18 protein-coding genes and 1 tRNA gene are annotated in these 23,401 nt (G+C 42.0%); 6 read left to right on the forward strand and 13 right to left on the reverse strand.

The genetic code is table 11. The annotated features are described in order from the left end of the window. Positions 1 to 324 precede the first annotated feature (324 nt). Together argS and prfC are read right to left on the reverse strand one after the other, a co-directional pair. The gene (gene argS / locus AN213_RS07580; protein WP_055198156.1) at positions 325 to 2,067 is read right to left on the reverse strand and encodes an arginine--tRNA ligase; all 1,743 of its coding nucleotides are present in this window, start codon (positions 2,065 to 2,067) and stop codon (positions 325 to 327) included. A gap of 61 nt (positions 2,068 to 2,128) precedes the next feature. After that, a complete protein-coding gene (prfC, locus tag AN213_RS07585; protein ID WP_054560830.1) occupies positions 2,129 to 3,712 on the reverse strand; it encodes a peptide chain release factor 3 in 1,584 nt (527 codons plus the stop codon). A 251-nt stretch (positions 3,713 to 3,963) separates the two neighbouring features. Here prfC and AN213_RS07590 point away from each other — a divergent pair, with 251 nt between their 5' ends. After that, a complete protein-coding gene (locus AN213_RS07590) occupies positions 3,964 to 6,618 on the forward strand; it encodes a hybrid sensor histidine kinase/response regulator (RefSeq protein ID WP_055198158.1) in 2,655 nt (884 codons plus the stop codon). On the opposite strand, the gene rimI is transcribed toward AN213_RS07590, so the two are convergent. The 5 genes from rimI to guaB form a co-directional block, all read right to left on the reverse strand. Further along, positions 6,615 to 7,061, reverse strand: a complete 447-nt coding sequence (gene rimI / locus AN213_RS07595; RefSeq protein WP_054551230.1) for a ribosomal protein S18-alanine N-acetyltransferase — start codon at positions 7,059 to 7,061, stop codon at positions 6,615 to 6,617. The genes AN213_RS07590 and rimI overlap by 4 nt on opposite strands. Beyond that, the gene (locus AN213_RS07600) at positions 7,048 to 7,353 is read right to left on the reverse strand and encodes a hypothetical protein (protein WP_055198160.1); all 306 of its coding nucleotides are present in this window, start codon (positions 7,351 to 7,353) and stop codon (positions 7,048 to 7,050) included. The genes rimI and AN213_RS07600 overlap by 14 nt, the downstream gene beginning before the upstream one ends. Before the next feature lie 68 nt (positions 7,354 to 7,421). After that, positions 7,422 to 7,495: transfer RNA gene (locus AN213_RS07605), tRNA-Trp, on the reverse strand. A gap of 146 nt (positions 7,496 to 7,641) precedes the next feature. Continuing rightward, complete coding sequence (gene guaA, locus AN213_RS07610) at positions 7,642 to 9,219, reverse strand: glutamine-hydrolyzing GMP synthase (RefSeq protein WP_054551226.1); 1,578 nt, start codon at positions 9,217 to 9,219, stop codon at positions 7,642 to 7,644. Between the two features lie 100 nt (positions 9,220 to 9,319). Further along, positions 9,320 to 10,789 (reverse strand): IMP dehydrogenase, encoded by a 1,470-nt coding sequence (gene guaB / locus AN213_RS07615; protein WP_054560832.1) that lies wholly within the window; start codon positions 10,787 to 10,789, stop codon positions 9,320 to 9,322. 134 nt (positions 10,790 to 10,923) lie between these two features. Between guaB and xseA the strand changes: the two genes are divergently transcribed. Next, positions 10,924 to 12,258, forward strand: a complete 1,335-nt coding sequence (xseA, locus tag AN213_RS07620; RefSeq protein ID WP_055198163.1) for an exodeoxyribonuclease VII large subunit — start codon at positions 10,924 to 10,926, stop codon at positions 12,256 to 12,258. Between the two features lie 2 nt (positions 12,259 to 12,260). Here xseA and AN213_RS07625 read toward each other — a convergent pair whose 3' ends face one another. Together AN213_RS07625 and cysE are read right to left on the reverse strand one after the other, a co-directional pair. Then, the gene (locus AN213_RS07625) at positions 12,261 to 12,851 is read right to left on the reverse strand and encodes a hypothetical protein (RefSeq protein ID WP_055020978.1); all 591 of its coding nucleotides are present in this window, start codon (positions 12,849 to 12,851) and stop codon (positions 12,261 to 12,263) included. Positions 12,852 to 12,937: 86 nt separating this feature from the next. Further along, positions 12,938 to 13,762, reverse strand: coding sequence for a serine O-acetyltransferase (gene cysE, locus AN213_RS07630; protein WP_054560835.1), 825 nt, complete (start codon positions 13,760 to 13,762; stop codon positions 12,938 to 12,940). Between the two features lie 341 nt (positions 13,763 to 14,103). Between cysE and AN213_RS07635 the strand changes: the two genes are divergently transcribed. The 3 genes from AN213_RS07635 to AN213_RS07645 all read left to right on the forward strand — a co-directional run bounded on the left by AN213_RS07635 (position 14,104) and on the right by AN213_RS07645 (position 16,098). Continuing rightward, the gene (locus AN213_RS07635) at positions 14,104 to 14,505 is read left to right on the forward strand and encodes a hypothetical protein (protein ID WP_173637075.1); all 402 of its coding nucleotides are present in this window, start codon (positions 14,104 to 14,106) and stop codon (positions 14,503 to 14,505) included. Positions 14,506 to 14,508: 3 nt separating this feature from the next. Further along, positions 14,509 to 14,826: a helix-turn-helix transcriptional regulator gene (locus AN213_RS07640; RefSeq protein WP_055020980.1), complete on the forward strand. Its 318-nt coding sequence runs from the start codon at positions 14,509 to 14,511 to the stop codon at positions 14,824 to 14,826. Positions 14,827 to 15,156: 330 nt separating this feature from the next. Then, positions 15,157 to 16,098, forward strand: a complete 942-nt coding sequence (locus tag AN213_RS07645; protein WP_055020981.1) for a sensor domain-containing diguanylate cyclase — start codon at positions 15,157 to 15,159, stop codon at positions 16,096 to 16,098. A gap of 35 nt (positions 16,099 to 16,133) precedes the next feature. Here AN213_RS07645 and AN213_RS07650 read toward each other — a convergent pair whose 3' ends face one another. Further along, positions 16,134 to 19,019 (reverse strand): pitrilysin family protein, encoded by a 2,886-nt coding sequence (locus AN213_RS07650; RefSeq protein ID WP_055020982.1) that lies wholly within the window; start codon positions 19,017 to 19,019, stop codon positions 16,134 to 16,136. Between the two features lie 248 nt (positions 19,020 to 19,267). On the opposite strand from AN213_RS07650, the gene AN213_RS07655 reads away from it, so the two are divergent. After that, on the forward strand, positions 19,268 to 20,224 hold the full coding sequence (locus AN213_RS07655; protein WP_055020983.1) for a methylenetetrahydrofolate reductase: 957 nt from the start codon (positions 19,268 to 19,270) through the stop codon (positions 20,222 to 20,224). On the opposite strand, the gene AN213_RS07660 is transcribed toward AN213_RS07655, so the two are convergent. The 3 genes from AN213_RS07660 to AN213_RS07670 form a co-directional block, all read right to left on the reverse strand. Further along, positions 20,221 to 21,189 carry a sensor domain-containing diguanylate cyclase gene (locus AN213_RS07660; protein WP_055020984.1) on the reverse strand — a complete coding sequence of 323 codons (969 nt, stop codon included), beginning with the start codon at positions 21,187 to 21,189 and terminating at the stop codon, positions 20,221 to 20,223. The two genes, AN213_RS07655 and AN213_RS07660, sit on opposite strands and share 4 nt — an antisense overlap. A 48-nt stretch (positions 21,190 to 21,237) precedes the next feature. Continuing rightward, positions 21,238 to 22,473: a DEAD/DEAH box helicase gene (locus AN213_RS07665; RefSeq protein ID WP_055198165.1), complete on the reverse strand. Its 1,236-nt coding sequence runs from the start codon at positions 22,471 to 22,473 to the stop codon at positions 21,238 to 21,240. 95 nt (positions 22,474 to 22,568) lie between these two features. After that, on the reverse strand, positions 22,569 to 23,270 hold the full coding sequence (locus tag AN213_RS07670; protein WP_054560843.1) for a DUF3581 domain-containing protein: 702 nt from the start codon (positions 23,268 to 23,270) through the stop codon (positions 22,569 to 22,571). Between the last annotated feature and the right edge of the window lie 131 nt (positions 23,271 to 23,401).

Genomic DNA, 23,401 nt, shown 5'->3' on the forward strand with positions numbered 1-23,401 from the left:
AGGTTCTAGGTTCTAGGTTCTAGGTTCTAGGTTCTAGGTTCTAGGTTCTACAAGCTACTCCCCTAGCGCCTAGAGTCTAGAGCCTTCGATTTATGTTGGATTTCGCTGCGCTCTACCCAACCTACGAAGCAGAATTTACCTAAGTAGTTTAGCCTAAGACAAGACGGAAAACCGACTTATCCCTATGAGTTCTTATACTTTCTGCAAGTGTAGGAGTGCTAGCAAGGCAATGAGTTTATTTATGCCAAGGAGCATACGTGTTTTGTATGTGACTTAGGCTAAATAAACTCATTAACGCAGCTAAAGCGAACTACACGAAGCAGATTACATTTGCTCCATGACTTCGATACCTAAAAGATCCAATCCTGACTTCAATGTCTTAGCAACCAAATTACACAGTACTAAACGGCTGTCACGAACACTTGGTTCTACGCCTTCTTTTAGAACTGGGCATGCTTCATAGAACGTCATGTATAGGCTTGCTAGTTCGTATAGGTATCCACATAATACGTGCGGTGTCGCTTCGCTGATCATTAGATCGAGTACTTCTTCTAACTGAAGAAGTTTAAGTGCCAGCGCTTTTTCTTGTGGCTCGTTGATTGCAATATCTGCTGTTAATGACGCTGCATCGATACCTGATTTACGGAAAATACTGCGAACACGTGTGTATGCATATTGTAAGTAAGGTGCTGTAGCACCTTCAAAGCTCAGCATCGTGTCCCAGTTGAAGATATAGTCGCTAGTACGGTGCTTAGAAAGATCCGCATATTTCACTGCGCCAATACCTACTTTGCGGGCAATTTCGCTACGCTCTTCGTCGCTTAAATCTGACTCACGCTCAGCAAGTTTAGCTGCTGCACGCGTGATTGACTCTTCAAGTAAATCAGCAAGTTTAACGGTACCGCCAGTACGTGTTTTGAATGGCTTACCGTCTTCACCCATCATGGTGCCGAATGGGCAAAATTCATAACTTGTTTCATCACGTAATAAACCGGCTTTACGTGCTGTGAGCTCAACTTGATTAAAGTGTAAGCTTTGACGTGCATCTACAAAGATTAAGATGCGATCAGCACCCAGTTTATTTGAACGGTAATCACAAGCAGCTAAGTCGGTTGTTGCATATAAGAAACCACCACCTGATTTCTGTACAATAAACACTGAAGGCTCGCCGTCTTTGTTAGCAAGCTCATCTAAGAACACCACTTGCGCACCATCAGACTCAACGGCAATGTTTTTGTCTTTTAATAGTGCGATAATGTTTGCAAGTTCGCTGTTGTAAGCACTTTCTGCCATGATGTCATCTTGCGTAAGTGTGACGTTTAAACGCTTATAAACTTCTTCAGAATGCTTTACAGAAGTGGCAATGAATAACTTCCAAAGTTTTTCACAGTGTGCGTCGCCGCCTTGTAATTTAACAACGTAATTACGGGCTTTGTCGGCAAACCCTTCTTCATCATCGAAGCGTTTTTTCGCATCGCGATAGAAGGTTTCAAGATCGGCCAGCGCTACAGACTCTAAGTCTACACCTTGGTTGATTTGATCTTCTAAGTGCGCGATTAGCATACCGAACTGAGTACCCCAGTCACCCATATGGTTTTGACGAACAACTTCATCACCACGGAACTCAAGGGCACGAACAACTGCATCACCAATGATGGTTGAACGTAAATGGCCTACGTGCATTTCTTTAGCAAGGTTAGGTGATGAGTAATCAACAACTACTTTTTGCGCTGTTGCATGAGGCGCAACTGCTAGCTTTTCGTCTTCATTTGCCGCTTTTAAGCTAGCTGATAAAAACTCAGGCTTTAAGTGGATATTGATAAAACCAGGGCCCGCGATTTCAGTTTTTTCTGCGATATCAGCAAGGTCTAGGTTATCGATAATTTTTTGTGCAAGTTCACGCGGGTTTGATTTTAATTTTTTAGCCGCGCCCATTGCGCCATTGATTTGGTAATCACCAAACTGTGGACGTGTGCTTTGTGTTACCGCTGGATTAGTGTCTTCAGGTAACCCTGCTGCAACCATAGCAGCAATAGCTTTGTCGATTAAAAGAGTACGAATATTCATTGTAATTTTTACCTTTATGGCCCGCTGTACGGGCACTTAAATTTGAAGCAGACTTAGCGTATTAGTTTTCGCGCGTATGGTTAAACTTGATATCTGGATAGCGTTCCATCGACAAGTTTAGGTTTACACGGCTTGGGGCGATATAAGTAAGGTTATCGCCACCATCAAGCGCTAAGTTGCTTTCGCACTTACGCTTAAACTCTTCAAGCTTTTTGGTATCGTCTGAGCTTACCCAACGTGCAGTGTTAACACTCACACCTTCGTAAATCGCATCAACGTTGTATTCTGCTTTTAAGCGCGCAACAACTACGTCAAACTGTAGTACACCGACCGCACCTACGATAAGGTCGTTATTGATAAGCGGTCTAAATACTTGCACAGCACCTTCTTCAGATAACTGAACTAAGCCTTTTAACAATTGCTTTTGTTTTAATGGATCTTTTAAGCGAATACGACGGAATAATTCTGGCGCGAAGTTAGGAATACCACCAAACTTCATTTTTTCACCTTGCGTGAAGGTATCACCAATTTGAATTGTACCGTGGTTGTGTAAACCAATGATGTCACCTGCGTAAGCATCTTGCGCTCGCTCACGGTCACCGGCCATGAAGGTTACCGCATCAGAAATACTGACTTGCTTACCAATACGCACATGGTTCATCTTCATACCTTGGCTATATTTGCCAGATACAATACGCATAAAGGCGATACGGTCACGGTGTTTAGGGTCCATGTTCGCTTGGATTTTAAATACGAAACCAGAGAAGTTATCTTCAGTTGCCGCAACTTGGCGGTCTTCTGTTTCACGTGGTAATGGCGCAGGAGCCCACTCAGTTAAGCCATCAAGAACATGGTCAACACCAAAGTTGCCAAGTGCTGTACCAAAGTAGACTGGTGATAATTCGCCAGCTAAGAACTGATCTAAATCAAACTCGTGCGATGCACCAATGACAAGCTCTAGCTCTTCACGAAGCTGCTCAGCAAGTTCGCTACCAATCGCAGTATCAAGCTCAGGGTTATCTAAACCTTTAATAACGCGCACTTCTTGAATTGTGTGGCCTTGACCTGTGCTGTACAAAATCGTTTCTTCACGGTGAATGTGGTAAACACCTTTAAACTCTTTACCACAACCAATTGGCCAAGTTACCGGCGCACAGGCAATGTTTAGCTCAGTTTCAACTTCGTCTAATAACTCCATTGGATCACGAATATCACGGTCACACTTATTCATGAAAGTTACGATAGGTGTGGTACGTAAGCGTGTTACTTCCATTAATTTACGAGTACGATCCTCAACACCTTTCGCTGCGTCGATTACCATTAGGCATGAGTCAACCGCAGTCAGTGTACGGTAAGTATCTTCAGAGAAGTCTTCGTGTCCTGGAGTATCAAGTAAGTTAACTAGACGCTCATTGTAAGGAAATTGCATAACAGACGTAGTTACCGAGATACCACGTTCTTTTTCCATTTCCATCCAGTCTGATTTTGCGTGCTGGTTTGAGCCACGACCTTTTACGGTACCCGCTTTTTGAATCGCTTGTCCGAATAACAGAACTTTTTCTGTAATAGTGGTTTTACCCGCATCCGGATGCGAGATGATCGCAAAGGTGCGTCGTTTATTAATTTCGGTAGTTAAATTAGACATGTAAGCTGCTTTTAGTCATAACAAAGCGCACTTAACTGCCTTATAAATTATAAAGCTCGGTGCGCACTGTAAAAATAAAATAGAATTGCCAAGTATTATACCTTGTTTGTCTTAGCCAAAAAAGCAGCGATTGTAAGTAATTATTCACCTTTCGTTGCGGATTTTCGTTGTTCACTTTTTTGCTAAGCTTGTGTAATCAAGTTGTAACGCATACTATTGATAAATTGCACGGAGGGATATCAATTTAGGTCATGAAAACCAGTAAGCTCAGTATTCGATTATTATGGTATATCACACCATTAGTGATCTTACCTTTGTTGTTTTTAGGTGGCTTTACGTTAACCAATGTGACCAATTCAACAAAAAAACAAGCTGAGCTGATTGTCAGTCGCTTTGTTGAGCAACAGCAGCAAAAAATCTTCAATTACATTGACTCATTTCACTCGATTACCCGGTTGCTTTCGACCTCCCCTGTATTGGCAGACTTTTTAGCCCGCGAACCTGAATCAAAAAATCAATACATTGAACGCCTTGGCGAATTAATGAATGTATTTGCAAGCTATTCAGAAGCTTACCCTGATATAGTAAGCATTAACTATGTTGCTCCAGACGGTAAAAGCGATGCATTTTATTCAAGTCAATTAACCCCTGCGCCGAAAAGTTACCCGTTTTTTGATCAAGTACTGCAATCAAATTTGCGCCAACAGCAATTTATGATCTCCAAAGAAGATGGCTCAACTAGCCTGTACTTTGTGCACCCAATTTATAATATTGATTACTACTTAAAACAGCCGCAGCAACTTGGGTTTATTGTTGTTCATGTTGAACCATCGATATTAAATGCCAGTATTTTAGAAGCACCATTTAATAACACCCTAAATTTATTTTTGACTACTAAAGGGCAAATTTTATTTAGCTCAGACTATGACCTACGCGGCAGCTACCTAAGTGAATACGAGCTTGAACAAATTAAGAGTTTGGCCGATTACGGCAAACTAGCCAATATTGAGCTGTCGAGTATCGATAAAGAAGAGCGCATCATCTACGCGGTACAAATGACCGACGGTGATTATTTTATCTCTACCACTCCCAAAGATTTGCTATATCAATCTGGTAAAGCCATCAGTTTAATTACTGCATTAATTGTTATTATTTCAGTGATTTCACTGCCTATTTTGATCTACATTGTGGTGCGCAACTTACTACTTACCCCAGTCGAATTATTAGGGGCTGCAAGTCATCGAGTTGGGGATGGTGACTTATCTGTATACCTACCCGCCCATACAAACGATGAGGTAGGTGTGCTTTTTAATGACTTTAATCACATGGTGAACCAAATTCGTCATTACCAAGACGAGCTTGAAGAATATAAACATCACCTAGAGGAAAAAGTAGAAAGCCGTACTAAAGCCCTCGAAGCAATGAATAGCAAGCTAGAAGTAGCAATTGCGCAAGCTGAACAAGCTAACCAACTGAAAAGCCGCTTTTTAGCGAATATGAGTCATGAAATTCGTACCCCACTTACCGCAATTATGGGCTTTACAGAGCAACTTCTGCACAACAAGGATGCGGTGAATGATGAGCAGCATTTAAGCACTATTTTACGTAACTCTAAACACTTGCTTGAGCTCATCAATAACATTCTTGATTTATCAAAAATTGAAGCTGAAAAACTCGCCGTTGAGCGCGGGCCATGTAATGTAGTGCAGCTTATTCATGATATTGATTCGATTATTCGTCCGTTAGCTAATGAGAAGCAACTGGCGTTTAATATCAACTACAAGCTACCAATACCTAAAACTATTAATAGCGATACCACACGTTTAAAACAAATCTTGATCAATATTGCCAGTAATGCGGTTAAGTTCACTGAGAAAGGCAGCATCTCGATTGATATTAGCTACAACAGCGAAAAACAGCATTTAGAGTTTGCTATTCAAGACACCGGTATCGGTATGTCTGAGCGCGAAGTCGAACGGGTATTTAAACCGTTTGAACAAGCCGATGCGACGACAACTCGCCGCTTTGGTGGTACGGGTCTTGGTTTGTGTATATCGAAGAACTTAGCCCAGTTATTGGGTGGTGATGTGCAACTGATTAGTGAGCCTGGAAACGGCAGTTGTTTTACCATACAAGTTGCTGCTCACTTAAATGCCGAGCAGCTTAAGTACGAAGCCTTTATTCATAGCTATGAGCAATTATCGCCAAGTAAAGACGTTCAGCTTTCATTCGCAGCAAACAGTTTTGATGCCAATATACTAGTGGCCGAAGATAACCCAGATAACCAGTTGCTGATCAAACTGCTGTTACAAACTTGGGGGCTTGAGCCTGACATCGCGAAAAACGGTGCTGAAGCAGTAGAAATGGCATTAGTTAACGATTATCAGCTGATCATCATGGATATGCAGATGCCAGTCATGGGTGGCTTAGAAGCAACGCAAATGCTACGTCACGCAGCCTATGATGGCCCTATTATTGCGCTTACGGCCAATGTAATGAAAACCGATGTTGACACCTACATTGAAGCGGGCTGTGATGAAGCACTCGCCAAACCAATCGACAAAGATGCCCTAGAGCAAGTGCTTGTAAGCTACTTACATATCGAAAAAGACAGTCAAAACAAGTGGGAAAACTTACTGAAGAGTGAAAAATTCCAACAAATTAACGACAACTATCGCTCAAAACTACCTGATTACTTAAGCCAAGTTGTGCAGTTGTATCGCGCTAAAGAATGGGAAGCCCTACGCTCATTAGCACACAGCTTAAAAGGCAGTGCGGGGTGTTTTAGTTTTGAGGCCATTCATAAGACAGCTGGTCAGCTTGAAAATGCGCTACGCAGTAATCAAACTGAACAGGTAGAGCAATGCTACGATGCACTTATCAATGCCCTTGAAGAAGCATCTTAAAGGCTAAAGCTCATCCCCATTAAAATAGCGTCTTCGTTGCCTGTCGCGGTTGGGTAGTAGTTCTTTCGCACCGACATATGTGAAAAGCCAGCGCTTTCATACAGGCCAATAGCAGGAGCGTTCGACTCACGCACTTCTAAGAATAGGTTTTCAGCTTGGTGCTGCTCGCCGTGCTCAATAAATGCATTTAACAACTGCTTAGCAATGCCCTGCCCTTGGTACTTCGGCGCAACACAAATATCCATTAAAGTGTAATCTGGGCCTGCTTGTTCACCAATATAAAAACCTAGCATCTCATCACCTTGAAAAGCAGCTAGGTTAAAATAACGCCCAGCTAAACACGACAGCATAGTTTTCTCTGTCCACGGGTGACTATGGCAGGCGTTTTCGATAGCCATTAACTGGCTAATATAGGTTGCATCTACAGGTTTAAAGCTTATCAAGTTGTTCACCGATTAAAGACCAAAGTTGTTTTTTCTGTTCGCCATTGAGCTTATCGCTTGGTAAGCCTAAGCAGCCCTCTTGCCAGCTAATACTCGTTGCTTTAACGATTTGAGTAATAACTAACGGCGCAAATGCTTTTTCGAGGTCTTGGTGAAACTGTAACGGAAGCGTCAATGTTTCTTGTTGAGTGTTTGATATCTGTTCGCCAGCAGAAGTATCAGGCGCAGTTCGATAGTGTTGATTCAACTCTAAAGATTGTACAGAGAATATCGCAGCGTAACTTGGATTCATAACAACTCAATCATGATTAAGAGCAAGTAATATAGGGAGATTTGCGATTAAAGTAAAGAAGGAAGAAATGGCAGGGGCGGAGAGATTCGAACTCCCAACCGTCGGTTTTGGAGACCGTTCTACCAATTGGAACTACGCCCCTGCAATGACGACGAATTATATAGAGCTTTTTTCAAAGGTAAAGTAAAAAAACACAGTTTTTAGTTTAACTGCTTCTTAAATAAACAAAACGGCGAATTAGCAAGCTAATTCGCCGTTTTTGTACCAATTCAGGTCAGAATAATAAAATTATTCCCACTCGATTGTTGCCGGTGGCTTACCTGAAATATCGTAAACAACACGTGAGATACCATCGATTTCGTTGATGATACGGTTAGAAACCACACCTAAGAACTCATAAGGTAAATGTGACCAACGTGCTGTCATAAAGTCGATTGTTTCTACACAACGTAGCGATACAACCCAGTCGTATTTACGCGCATCACCCATTACACCTACCGATTTAACTGGTAAGAATACAGTGAAGGCTTGACTTACTTTGTGGTAAAGCTCAGCTTTGTGTAGTTCTTCAATGAAGATAGCATCTGCGCGACGTAGTAAGTCACAGTACTCTTTCTTGATTTCACCAAGTACACGAACACCTAAACCAGGACCCGGGAATGGGTGACGGTAAAGCATGTCGTATGGTAGACCAAGCTCAAGACCAATTTTACGTACTTCATCTTTGAATAGCTCACGTAACGGCTCAACAAGACCCATTTCCATGTCGTCTGGTAAACCACCTACGTTGTGGTGAGACTTGATTACGTGTGCTTTACCTGTTGCAGATGCAGCAGATTCGATTACGTCTGGGTAGATAGTACCTTGACCTAACCATTTAGCACTTTTCAGCTTTTTAGCTTGCTCGTCAAATACTTTAATGAAGGTATGACCAATCGCTTTACGCTTATCTTCTGGGTCTGACTTACCTGCTAAGTCTGCTAAGAATTGATCTTCAGCATCTACTTTAACAATGTTTAGGCCAAACTTGTTACCGAACATGTCCATAACTTGCTGACCTTCGTTTAAACGAAGAAGACCGTTATCAACGAATACACACGTTAGCTTGTCGCCGATTGCACGGTGAATAAGCATGGCAACAACAGATGAATCAACACCACCTGATAAACCTAAGATAACTTCGTCATCACCTACAGTTTCCTTAATACGCTCAATAGCATCGTCGATGATTTTAGCTGGTGTCCATAGTTTTTCACAGCCACAGATATCAATCGCGAAGCGCTCAAGTAAACGTAAACCTTGGTGAGTATGAGTTACTTCTGGGTGGAACTGTACGCCGTAAAAACGTTTTTCTTCCCAAGACATTGCAGCATGTGGACATGTTGAAGTTTTAGCAGTTGTTTTGAAAGTCTCAGGTACTTCCATCACTTTATCGCCGTGGCTCATCCAAACGTCTAGTACGCCTGCACCGCCATCAGTAATGTGGTCTTCGATAGCATCGAATAACGCACAGTTACCTACTTTTTCAACTTGCGCATAACCAAACTCTTTCTTATCAGAGCTGTGTACGCTACCACCTAGTTGCGTTGCCATTGTTTGCATGCCGTAACAGATACCAAGTACTGGAACGCCTGCGTTAAATACATACTCAGGAGCACGTGGGCTGTTTTCAAGTGTTGTAGACTCAGGGCCACCCGACAAAATAATACCTTGTGGATTAAATTCGCGGATTTGCTCTTCAGTTACATCCCATGCCCATAGCTCACAGTAAACACCAATCTCACGTATACGACGTGCGATTAACTGTGTGTATTGCGAACCAAAATCTAAAATGAGAATTCGTGAATCGTGAATGTCTTTGCTCATGGAGTATCTCGTTAGTCAGGAACTGCTCTCCCAAAGGGAGATGATCAATAAATTAGGGCTAGCAAATGCTAGCCCATGTAATTTCAATACCTTAAGGTAATTAACCTAGGCGGTAGTTTGGCGCTTCTTTAGTGATTTGCACGTCGTGAACGTGTGACTCACCCATACCAGCTGAAGTTACGCGAACAAATTGAGGTTTAGTATTTAACTCTTCAATTGTTGCACAGCCAGTTAAGCCCATTGCACTGCGTAGACCACCCACTTGTTGATGAATGATTGTCGCGATAGGACCTTTATAAGCAACACGGCCTTCGATACCTTCAGGAACAAGCTTGTCTGCTTCGTTCGATTTTTGGAAGTAACGGTCTGATGAACCTTCTTTTTGGTCCATAGCACCAAGGCTACCCATACCACGGTATGATTTGTAGTAACGACCTTGATATAGCTCAACTTCACCCGGTGCTTCTTCAGTACCGGCTAACATTGAACCCACCATTACACATGATGCACCAGCAACAAGTGCTTTTACGATGTCACCAGAGAAACGGATACCACCGTCAGCAATAACAGGAATATCACGGCCTTTTAAGCCTTCAACTGCGTCAGAAATAGCAGTAATTTGTGGAACACCACAACCTGTTACGATACGAGTAGTACAGATAGAACCAGGGCCGATACCAACTTTAACAGCATCAACACCCGCATCAGCAAGGGCAATCGCGCCTTCAGCTGTTGCAACGTTACCTGCTACGATTTGTAGATCTGGGTATGCTTGACGTGTTTGTGCAACACGGTCGATAACACCTTGTGAGTGGCCATGTGATGTATCGATAAGTAATACGTCAACACCTGCTTCAACAAGTGCTGCGATACGCTCATCAGTACCTGCGCCAACACCAACAGCTGCACCTACACGTAGACGACCTTGATCGTCTTTACATGCATGCGGCTTGTCTTGTGCTTTTTGATAATCTTTTACAGTGATCATGCCTTTAAGTTTAAATGCATCATCAACTACGAGAATTTTTTCGATACGGTGCTCGTGCATTAGACCTAAGATTTCATCACGGTCTGCACCTTCTTTAACAGTCACTAACGATTCTTTTTTCGTCATTACTGTAGAAACAGGTTGCTCAAGTTTCGTTTCAAAACGCATATCACGGCTTGTCACAATACCAACAAGGTTATTGTCAGCGTCGGTTACAGGGAAACCTGAAAAACCTTTGTCTTCTGAAAGCGCGATAGCATCAGCAATTGTAAGATCCGCAGTCACAGTAACAGGGAAAGAAACAATGCCCGCTTCGTAAGTTTTAACTTTACGAACGTTTTTAGCTTGCTCTTCAATTGTCATGTTTTTGTGGATGAAACCTAAACCGCCCTCTTGCGCTAAAGCAATCGCTAAGCGTGCTTCTGTTACAGTATCCATAGATGCTGAAACTAGCGGCAAGTTAAGATTGATACCACGCGTTAAGCGAGTTGAAATATTTGCCGTGTGTGGCAAAACAGTAGAATGACCTGGTACTAAAAGTACGTCGTCAAAGGTAAGAGCTTCTTTAGCGATTCTTAGCATAGTGCAACTTCTCACATGTGGATCTGAGTATAAGGAATTGCGGCCAAATTTTATCAGCGTTGTGAGCACGAGTAAATAAAATTATTCATTTATTTGTGTTAAAGTACACAGAGAATTTTTTACTGGGGTTTTTAATGGCTTTTACGCAATCAACACAGCCTGTTTACACGGTCTCGCGCCTAAATAAGGAAATTCGCCATGTTCTTGAACAAGGCTTTTCATCGCTTATCTTAAATGGTGAAATTTCTAACTTTATAGCCCCTGCATCTGGACACTGGTACTTCACTTTAAAAGACGACCGAGCACAGGTAAAAGCGGCAATGTGGCGCGGCAATAATCGCGGCCAAACTTTTCGCCCGAGCAATGGTGCACAAGTAACTGTGCGTGCCCGCGTATCTTTATATGAACCTCGTGGTGATTATCAGCTGATTGTTGAGCATATGGCCCCTGCAGGTGAAGGCTTATTAAAGCAAGAATTCGATGCGCTAAAAATGCGCTTAGCTGCCGAAGGTCTATTTAGCTCAGCCCATAAAAAACCATTACCAACCAATATTAATCGCGTTGGGGTAATCACCTCAGCCACAGGTGCGGCTATACGCGATATTCTAACGGTACTTAAACGCCGTGCTCCGCAGCTTGAAGTCGTGATTTACCCAGCTATGGTGCAAGGTGCAGATGCCCACAGCCAATTAATAGAAAAAATAAACATCGCCAATCAGCGCAACGAAGTAGATGTGCTTATATTAGGTCGTGGTGGTGGTTCACTCGAAGATTTGTGGTGTTTTAACCATGAGCAACTAGCTCGCGCTATTTTTGAAAGTCGCTTACCTATTGTTAGCGCCGTTGGTCACGAGGTCGATACCACAATTAGTGATTATGTTGCCGATATTCGCGCCGCAACACCTTCTGCAGCCGCCGAGCTAGTTAGTCCAAATACCGAAGAGCTACATAACAAAGTTACGCAGTTAGTTAGGCACTTAAATCATGCCTTTAAACACGCTTTAGCTGTAAAACGCAGTACTGCCACTCAATTTGAGCATCGCTTGCAGCTATGCCATCCCCGTAATCAACTCAATCAACAAGCGCAAAAACTAGATGAACTTAGTTTGGCCTTACACAGCGCAATGAGTGGCAAAATCCAGCGACATGAGCGAGTACTTACTAACCTAACACCACGCTTAATGCAACGTTCTCCTGAAAAGCAGCTAGCGAAAAGCGAGCATCAACTGGCGCAATTGCATGCCCGCCTCACACAAGCGATGCAGCAACAACTTTCAAGTTCTCGAAACCAGCTTTCTTTACAAGCGAGCCGTTTAGATTCTGTGAGCCCACTCAGTGTGTTAGCACGTGGTTATAGTATTACTAAAAACCAGCACGGTAGTGTAGTGAAATCGGTTAACGATGTAAGTTCTGGTGAGCTTATAACCACCGAGCTTGCAGATGGGCAGCTACAATCAAAAGTTGTATAAAATTACTGCGTGCTTGCGATGATTGTTAGACTATCGTCACTTGAGGTGGTGGAGGTAAATTTAAATTGCTTCCACCAGCTTTGTTCCATCATCTTATCGGTCATGTTACGCCAATAATGACTTGGCAAATCATCAACATCCTCTGGTTGCAATAGCTTAAACTGACACACAGAGCTTTTGCATGTAGAGACACTGAGCTGTGGTTGCACTGGTAAATCGGCCATGATTAAAAAATCACTCATGGCTGTTTCAACTTGGTAGGCCCAAGCCTCATCCCGAGATTGCTCTTCTAACAAGGTATAAAGTTCATCCAGGTGTGAGTCGATTTGCTGTGGAGGTATCGCACTTGAACGGTAACTAGCAATCACAGCTTGTTGATTTTCGACTTGTAACTTTAACTCTACTATTTGTTGCTCAAGCTCGCTTTTGCTATCAGCTACTGAACTATCTGAATTAACTTCAGCGACTTGTTTATTAATAACAGGCGCTATAGCAGTGGCTTGCTGCTCTGGTGCTTGAACTATTTGTTCTTCAACAAATTCTTGCTGGTAAGTGTGTGGCTGTTGTTGTGGGTCTGATTGAAAAAGTGACATAGCGACAGCGCCACAAATAAATGACGCTGTAACTGCTAATCCGAAGGATAACTTAGACAATTCCATTGCTCTTTTAAAGTGTAAAACTACAACATAGCACTGGTGTGGGAGGCATTACTAGCGGTAGTCGTACCATCATCTAAAAAGTTTTGGTTCATGCTCTCTGCTGGACAGGGACAGCTCGGTTTGCCGACCACTTTAGCAGGTACCCCAACCACAGTTGTGTGTGCTGGAACTGCACTTAACACGACAGAGTTTGCACCAATACGCGCCCCCTCTCCTACTTCGATATTACCTAGTACTTTTGCACCTGCGCCAATCAAAACACCGGCGCGAATTTTTGGATGGCGGTCACCTTGCTCATTACCCGTACCACCTAAGGTTACAGATTGTAGAATCGATACGTTATCTTCAATAACTGCTGTTTCACCAATTACAATCCCAGTTGCATGGTCAAACATAATACCATGACCAACTTTACAAGCAGGATGGATGTCAACGCCAAATACTTCTGAGGTTCTGCTTTGAATGAAGCGAGCAAGCTCTTTTCGGTTTTGTTGCCATAAACAATTTGCGAGTCGGTGTGCTTGTATTGCATGGAAGCCTTTAAGGTTCAAAATAACAGTTAAGTAACTATCGGCCGCAGGGTCGCGATCTTTAACTGCTTTTATGTCATGAGCCACATGCGTCAGCATTAGATCACATTTAACAAAGGCTTGGTCGAATAATTCACGGATAGTAAATGCTGATACCACCGCATCTGCAAGTTTATTTGCCACAATAAAGCTCAGCGCCGAACCTAAGCATTCATGATTTAACACGCACGAATAAACGTGACTTGCTAAAAGCGGTTCACGGGAAACGACTTCGTTTGCTTCATCTCGAAGCTTTTGCCAAATTTCATGACGCATAATATTGCCTTTCTGGTTGTACCTAACTGCTAAGCCTTAAGTTTAACGGATTTGTAGCAAGATGTACTAACCCGTTGTTTATTTGTTCTGGTTATATCTAATAACCAGAGTAACAATACCTATTTTTACTCTTTTTGCTGTGCTTTTTTGCCAATCGCATATGACAGTAGCAAATTCTAACTCTAGCCGAGAAACTTAATTAAAGTGCTTATTTTTCAATGACAAAACAGATATGACATCTTGCCTGTCATATGCCAAAATAGGAACTGGCATATCGCTGACGGCGTAAAAAACAAAAATAATCATTAAATTTACATCATCAACTTAACAAGGAAACGATGATGAAAAACGACGTACTAAACTCACACAAGCTAGGTTATAAATTTTACTTTCAAGATGGTGACAACCAAATCGCATGCTTTGGTCATATCATGAGCGGTAAAGAAAAAGTATATGTAAACGACGAATTGGTAAGTGAAAAACGCAGCTTCGGCTTTAAAAGCCATCATGACTTTAACTACCAAGGTAATGCTTATGCAGTCAAATTTGAGATGCAAAATATACTGACAGGCAAGCTTGAATGTTCGTTTTATAAAGCTGACAAATTAGTTAAACAGAGCACACAAACCTCACTTACTGATAATCCAAAACAAGTAGCTTTGGTTACCTTAGGTTGTTTTATTGGTGGGGCAATATCGGGTTATGCTGTCGTTACTTTTATTGAACCATTTCTTGGGAAGTAAGTAATGCAACTGAATCCCAATACAATAAAAGCACTCAGGCTTAAATTCGATTGGACGCAGCAGCAACTAGCCGATGCCTGTGATGTAAGCCTACGTACTATTCAACGAGTTGAAAAAGAAGGTGCGGCATCAAAAGAAACCACTATGAGCCTATGCGCAGTTTTTGAAGTGCGCCAAGGTGAGCTTATTAAGCTCGATGACGAAACACCAGAACAAAGCACAACACATGCAGTGAGTAAGCAAAATCTCGCTGCAATCGTAGCGGCTTCTTCGTTTGTAAGTTTTGCGCTTGGTATGGCAACGGTATTTGTTATTTTTTAGGAGTGATAGATGACCAAAGAACAACGCGGCTACGCTACACTTATCGGCTTTGTAATAGCAACCATGCTATTTGCACTAGCAGTTAAAATTGGCGCAATGCTTTAGCATTTCTAAGCATATAAATAAAATATAACTGTCAGAACTGAACGTTGAGCTAGGTGCTGGCAGTTTTTTCATATCAGCACCTACAGATATCTGTAGATATCTACTTTCAAATAGCCAAGCTATAAGTAAAAGACAATACCTTATTAATTGTTTTTTATGTAAACCACGGTGAAAACCCAGCATTTATTGCTAATCTTAAAAAAGTGACAATGGCTAGGAACTAATGTGGTTGAATCAAAAGAGTTTCTAAAATCAATACTCGATACGATCTCTGAGCATATTGTGGTGATTAATGACTCGGGTGATATCAAGTTTGTAAATCGTAGTTGGCAGACATTTGGCGATGAGAATAATTGCCAGTGTAACACTCAATGGGAAGATCAAAACTACCTTGCTATTTGCAAATCAGCTGCTACCAATGGCGATGAATTTGGTGCAAAAGCCTACACCGGAATAAACCAAGTTATTAAGCAACAACTCTCCGAGTTTTACCTCGAGTACCCTTGCCACAGTGATACCGAAAACCGCTGGTTTATGATGCGCGCAGTGCCTTTAAAACTTGGCACAGCAGGTTATGTTGTGATCAGCCACTTGAATATTACCGAACGTAAAATCGCCGAGCAGCAAGTACAAGAACTCGCCCGTATCGATGGCCTCACACAAATAGCTAACCGACGTCATTTTGATGATTTTTATAAACAGGAATGGAGTCGCTGTGCACGTTTAAAGCACCCCTTGTCGTTAGCCATGATCGATCTTGATAACTTTAAGTCTCTTAATGACAACTTTGGTCATCTGGTGGGTGATATTTGCTTGAAAGAAGTGGCAAAACTATTACCAGATTATACTCGCAGACCTGGTGACTTGTGCGCTAGATACGGCGGTGAAGAATTTGTACTGGTACTTGGTAACACGCAAAGCCATCAAGCACAAAAACTCGTGACGCGTTTTATGGCAGCGCTAAATACGCTTCAATTACCAGAGCTTGCCGGTCATCCCTTGACGGTTAGTATTGGTTTAGCAACTATCTGCCCTAGTAGCATTGATGATGCCATGTTACTCATTGAAATGGCTGATAACACGCTTTATCAAGCAAAAGAAGCTGGCCGAAATCAGCTTGTGGTTGCTGATAACATCGAGCCATTAAACATAGAAAAATGCCCCTGATTAGGGGCATTGATTAGAGCCTGTTTATTCAGTTATTACTGAAATACTTTTTCGACATCAAGTACTGAAATGTTTTTCGCTGGTATTGCAAGCTTATAGTCTGCAATCACTTTATCTTCAGCAACAAGTTCTGCTGGTTTTTCAGCGTTATACACCATTGGTGATGTTTGCTCTGAAGCAAGGCGCTTTTGCATGTCTTTGCCGTCACCAGTAATAAACACATAGTGAATATTCTCTGTTTGCAGGTTATCGCGAATAACACGGTTAACATCATCAAGGGTTAGCTTTTCAAGCTTGCCGCGCACATAGTCAACAAAGCTCTCAGTGTTATAGAACTCACTATCAAGTGCATAGCCTAACTGGCGATCTTGGCTTGCAACCATTTGTGGCACAAAGTTAATTAAGAAGTTACGAGTCGCTTCAAAATCTTCTTTGCTGATGCCATTTTTAATTAGCTTATCAAGCTCAAATAATGCCGTACGCGTTGCAAAATGCGCATCGTTATTAGAACGAAGCGGACGTAACCACACTTGGAAAATTTGCTCTGAACGACCTAAGTTAGCATCAGGTTTCGTTTGGAACATACCGCGCGGGAAGTACTCAATGTATGCATAATCACCATAGTTCATACCACGGGTTTGACGAATGCGCTGATACAAGAAGCTGTTTGAGCTGCGGTGTTCGCCAAAGTAAGAACGCACTAACCAAAGCGCTGTCCAGTCATCGCTACTACGAATTGTATCGATTGGGAAACCAAATGACACAGCGGTAGATTGCGCTGATTTTTCAACAATCGTTGCATGATGACCTTTAAGTTCTGGCGCATCAGGGATCGTTAAGCGGCTTTCTTTACCTTGTGGAAGCGATGTTAAATCTTTCATCATCGTCGATTTAACATCACTCGGAATCGCACCAATTAGACCTACTGTTAACTTAGATTGAGTAAACTGGTTAGCATAAAACGCTTTTACATCGTCAAGTGTCAGTGCTTCAAGGTCTGATAAATCACCATAGTTATAGCTTTCATACGGGTGGCCTTTATAAAGCTGATGATAAAGCACTTCTTTACCTAGCTCTTCGTCATTTGACGCTTTCAGGCCTGCTTTAATGCTATCAATAAGCTCTTTTTTCAGACGCTTGAAATCATCTTCTCTAAAGCCAGGATTTAACAACTGGTCGCTAACAAGTGCATACCACTGCGCGGCATTGTCTTTATGTACACGGCCGCGTAGTGAAATCATCTCTTTATCGATTTGATAGCCAAAGCTTCCCGCTAGTGGGTATAACGCTTTTTGAATATCTTTGTAGCTCATAGTTTCTGAGCCACCTTGCGCTAGCATCGCTGCAGTGAGTGCTGCTAAGCCTTTTTTACCATGTGGATCAGCCGCTGCGCCGGTATTAAATAACCAGTTAACATCAACCAGTGGTGAGCTATTGGTTTTATCAAGTACTTTAAAGTGACGCTCTGTTGGGGCTTGCTCGATACTGGCAACCAAGGCATTTAAATCAACTTCTTGCTCAAAACCAGCCACTTTATCAAGCGCCGACATTGTCACCGTGGTACGGCTCGGATCAACAAAATATTTGTTTGCTACCGCTTTGATATCATCCGGAGTGATGCTGTCAGCTGTGGCATAAAGTTGGTTAATCACTTCAGGATCACGCTCAAAGTGCATGTAGCTTGCAAGTGTTGAAGCTATTGACTGCGATGAATCAAGACCATTTATAAAGCTATACTTTAGGTTTGATTTTAAATCCGCTAACTTTTGCGCATCTACTAATTCAGTACGCGCTTGTGCATAGGTACGGTTAATCGCATCACGGGCTTTAGCCAGGTCCGCTTCGTTTTCGACTTTTACAAACACATGTAATAAACCCGGATCTTTAGTATCTGGGTTATAGGTAAACATTTGGCTGGCAATTTGTTTATCAACAACAAGCTCTTGATAAAGTGCCGAGTTGTTAGAGAAATACAGCTGTGAGATCAAATCAAGAGCAGCACGGTCTTTTTGAGTTGGATCCCATTCAGTGCCTTTATAAGACACAAGCAACCAGTGGCCTGGTAAACCATCATTTTTTTCATGTACATATTTTGCGGCTTGTTGCTTTGGTTCAACAGGAATATCTGCTTGGTAATCACCTTTTTTCCAATTACCCCAATGCTTTTTCACCATTGCCATGGTCTCTTGTGGATCAACATCACCAACAATGACTAAAGATACATACTCAGGCTTATAAAATTTAGCGAAAAACTCTTTACCATAGGCCATTTGATCAGGCATAGCTTCAATGTCTTCGAAAAAGCCCATGGTGGTGTGCTTATAGGTATGCTTTTCGAATGCTTCGTTACGAACCGCAGAAAGTAACTTACGAATTGGGCTAGCATTATTCTTTAAATACTCACCTTTTACAGTCAGCGCTTCGGTGCGGAACTGCTCTTCGCTGTAAGTCAGGTTTTGGAAAATATCAGCTTCAATTTCGAGCACTTTATCTAAGTGCTCTTTTGAGAAGTTTAAGTGATAGTTAGTGTAATCGTTGGTCGTATACGCGCGATTATCAACACCCGAGTTTTTTAAAATATCTGAATACACATCTTGTGGGAATTTTTCAGAGCCTTTAAACATCATATGCTCAAAGAAGTGTGCAAAACCGGTTTTACCTGCTTCAACCTCATTACGTGAACCAACCGATACTGGAATTTGCAGTGACACAACATCTGGGTAATCTGTTTTAACTACCATCACGCGAAGGCCATTCTCAAGCTCTTCTAATAGGTAATCTTGGCTAAATACACGGTTATCATCTTGGCTTACTTGCTGCTCAATTTCGACTTCTTTAACCATCGTTGACTGTGAGTTACTTGCGCAGCCACTTAAAGCAAGTGTTACAGCAACACTGGTTGCTAATAATCTAAATTTCATAATGTTCCCTTGTTAGTTATTTTTCTCATAATCATTGCTGCTTGATTATGCATCAAAGCGCCAGAAAATATGAGGGTCAGAGCAATAATTTATGTAAACAGGTGTGTCAATTTTGCGAAACGCTCAGCTTTAAACTTGAGTAAAATTCATAGTCATTGAAAAACTTTCAAGAAAAAAAATCTATCTAGACGTCTAAATGGCTGCTATATTATTTGTCATAGACATTAGCACGAGCTGGAATGAGGATTATGGCTTTATCATTACAAGAGAAAATTGAAGACACCAATCAAGGTGTCTACCTAATTGGTACCACACCACCAAAGTCTGGTACTGATAAAGCACAGCTTGAGACCATTGCTCAGAAGCTGCTCGGTCGTTTACACGAAATTGAATACGACGGTGTAATCATCTACGACATTCAAGATGAGAGTAGCCGTATTGCAAAGCCGCGTCCTTTTCCGTTTAAAGAAACGGTAGATCCTCGTGAATACAGTCAGTTACTACGTAGCTTGTCACAACTTGATGTGATCACTTATAAAAGTGTTGCCCAGCGTGGAGAAGCTGAATTTACCGAATGGTTAAACGAAACACGTAACGACTTTGAACTAAAAAACTTAGTGTTGGTGGGTAGCCCATCATCTCATGGCGACATCAAATTAAGCCTACCTGATGCATATAAAACGCTGGCAAAACAGAACAGTGATGTATTTTTAGGTGGTGTTACTATTGCCGAGCGCCATGCCAGCAAACGTAATGAACATGAGCGTTTAGTTGAAAAAACAGCGCAAGGTTGTAAGTTTTTCATCTCACAAGCCGTTTACAATGCCCAAGCAACGATTGATTTAATCACCAGCTATGCGCGTAGCTGTAAAGCACAAGGCACAGCACCAAAACGCATTATTCTGACGTTTACCCCTTGTGGTGGTGAAAAAACCTTAGAATTTATGGAATGGTTAGGTATTTCTGTACCAGAAGCGACTAAATACCGCATGTTAGATTCGGCAAATACATTGAGTGAATCAGTGCGAATTTGCCGTGAGAATCTCGACTTAATTTTACAAAGCTGCGCACATTTAGATGTACCGCTAGGTTTAAATATTGAGAGCTTAACCAATCGTAAAGAAGAAATTGATGCGTCAATTAACCTTTACCGTTTACTTAAAGCAACTATGGAGTTAAACCTAGCTGAGAAGCAAATAGCTTAGCGTGCTGCCTTAGAAGCTTGCTTTTTCTCATACATATCTTCATCTGCTCGTTTTAATAGCTCAGCAAAGTTTTCTTTTGGCTGAGCTATTACCCCTGAACCAATACTTAAGCTCGTAACAGGAATGCCCCGCTTCTCTAAATTAGATTGATAGGTGGTGTTGAGCTTATCAGCGATGCTGTCTATGCAATCACCGGGCTGAACTTGCAATAACGCAATAAACTCATCGCCCCCTAGGCGGCCAATAATATCGGTTTCACGTAGGCATTCTTTCATGGTGTCAGCTAAACAAATCAGCGCGAGATCGCCCACTTCATGGCCATACGTATCATTGAGTGGCTTAAAGCTGTTTATATCGATAAATAGACAACTAATATCAAAACCAAGTCGTTTCGATATATTTAATTTATGTTGGCAAAGCAAATCTATTGCACGGCGATTATAAATATTGGTCAATGAATCAAGCATGGCAATTTCACGCATTTGCGTAAAGTTGTCTAACAGTGCAAGGTCATCTTCGACCATATCGCGAAGCTGCTCGATTAGTTCTAAAAAGCTCTGTTGATAATGGGTTTGTTTAAAATCCATAACACAAAAGGTGCCAAAGGGCTCGCCACTTGGCCAGCTAATTGGCACCCCAAGATAAGACTCAAAACCATCTTTTACCAGAGGGCTGTCATCCCATTGACTGTCTTGGCTGGCGTGATCCACATAAAGCGGTGCCATGTCACGCAGTACTTTTTTGCAGAAGATATTATCGTCGGCGCTTAATTCAGCCCCGGCATCATAGGGGTTTTCTTGTTGCTCACTGGAGACGATAATACGATAAACATCATCTGTTTTATGAACGATAAAACCTGCGGGAGCAGAAAACAACTCGGTCATGAGATCAATTGTTTTCTGCCACTTTTCTAAGGAGAACTGTTTATCAGCGCGGCGGAACGTCCATTTATTCTCTTCTAACATACTAAACTCTCAACTTTAGCCGGAGGATAGTATAAATATATGCCAGATTTAGGAACGTCTCCTACTTTTTTGCCCTAAAATACGTTTTTTATCACGAGAGCGGCGTGCCTTATTAGTATTTTTACGAACTTGCTTTGGCTCTTTGGTTAAATCAGGCTCATACCCTGGTAACCACTGCGGCGTGAGTCTTGTGTCGAGTAAGATATCTATTTCGTCCAATAGCCACTGCTCATCGATGCTAACCAGCGACATCGCCATCCCTTTCTCGCCAGCACGTCCTGTTCGACCAATACGGTGTACGTAGTCCTCAGCCACATAAGGCAACTCATAGTTAATCACATACTTGAGTGAGGCAATATCAAGACCACGCGCAGCAACATCTGTCGCAACCAGTACTCTTGTCGCACCTGATTTAAAATTTTGCAGTGCTTTATCACGCGCACCTTGGCTTTTATCGCCATGAATAGATTCGGTTTTTAAGCCGTCTTTACACATTTCTTTAGCAAGCACATCGGCGGTTTGTTTAGTACGAGTGAATATCAGTACTTGCTGCCAATTTTTCATGCCAATCATGTGAGATACCAGCTCGCGCTTACGGTCTTCATCAACCGCATAAACTAGCTGCTCAACTTCAACCGCTGCTGAGTTGCGTTTATTCACTTCAACTAATTTAGGATCATTTAATAACTGCTTACTGAGTTTAAAGATGCTGTCGTCAAATGTGGCTGAAAAAAGTAAGGTTTGGCGCTCTTTCGGCACATGGCGCAAGATACGTTTAATTTCGTCAATAAAGCCCATATCAAGCATGCGATCAGCTTCATCAAATACCAGCGCATTGATACTTGAAAGCTTAATACTGCCTTTGATCACATGATCAAGTAAACGCCCAGGTGTTGCCACTACAACCTGCGCCCCTTTTATGGCTTTAATTTGTGGGCCAATACTAGCACCGCCATAAGCCAGTACTGCTTTTATTTCAGTATGCGCAGCATAACGCTCTACACTTGCAAATACTTGCTGAGCGAGCTCCCGGGTAGGTGTTAAAATTAGGACTTTAACGGCATCAGGGAGTACTTCAGCAGATAGCAAATTGTGCAGTAGTGGCAAAACAAACGCGGCGGTTTTGCCCGTTCCCGTCTGTGCACTGCCCATTACATCAGCACCCGCTAAAATAAGTGGGATTGTTTGCGCTTGAATTGCTGTAGGTGTGTGATAATTCTCTGCTTGCAGGGCTGTTAGCAATGCAGGGGCAAGATTTAACTCTGAAAAGTTCGCTACTGACATAGTCTGAAGTACATTTGGCTATAAAAGCGCTATTGTACGCGGAACATCAGCAACAAAAAAGGCGCAATCAGCGCCCTTTGTAGCAATTGTAAAGATTACGCTGGTTTAAGTGATTCTTTACGTTGATTATAAAAACTAATTAGGTCATCAACCGTTGCTTGGCAATAGTCACGAATGCCAGACACAAGCATGTGTTTTTCACCCGCCCCTACTTTTTCGCCATTTTCTAACAGGTTGAAGCGAAGCGTGATTTTGCCGCGTTTGCCAGTAAACTCAAAATCAGGCTCAGCAAACTCTAACTCAGGTGCGCTGATATCAAGACGGTCAAGATTAATCAGCATTGATTCGTAAATCACCATTGGACGGGCTGGATTGATCATTACATCTTGCTTCCCCATCAATGGAATAATAACATGCGGGAAGGTCGTGCCAGAGAACTCAACATAGTTTTTGATTAAGCTATTTGTTAACTCAGGACATTGGCTAACAGCCCCTTCGCGTTTCACTTTTAGCATGACTTTTTCGCCATCGGTGATCGCAAACTCATCAGCCCCTTCAGGGAAAGTCAGCTTTGAATTTTCATCAACCATGCCTGCAAACGTGAATTCCATTTTTTCACTGATGCCATAGCGGTTTAAAACCAGCGAAAAAAGTAAATCGCCCGGCACACAAAACTTTTTGGCATCTTTATCGTGTAACGGATTGAAATCATCAGCCACTAACTTGGCAAAACGACAGCCTTGCTCACGTGAGATAGAAACGTAATCAGCATGTTGCTGATAATAAGGACTTAACATAATTGTTCACTGCTTAAACTACTTATAACCTGACTATACTACCAGATAAAATGAAAATAGAGGTCGAATCTGTTAATTATTAATCACGCGCTCAGCATATGTTTAAATGCATGAGCTAAAATAGTGGTTTT

The sequence above is a fragment of the Pseudoalteromonas sp. P1-8 genome, from assembly GCF_001399985.1.
Classification (GTDB): domain Bacteria; phylum Pseudomonadota; class Gammaproteobacteria; order Enterobacterales; family Alteromonadaceae; genus Pseudoalteromonas.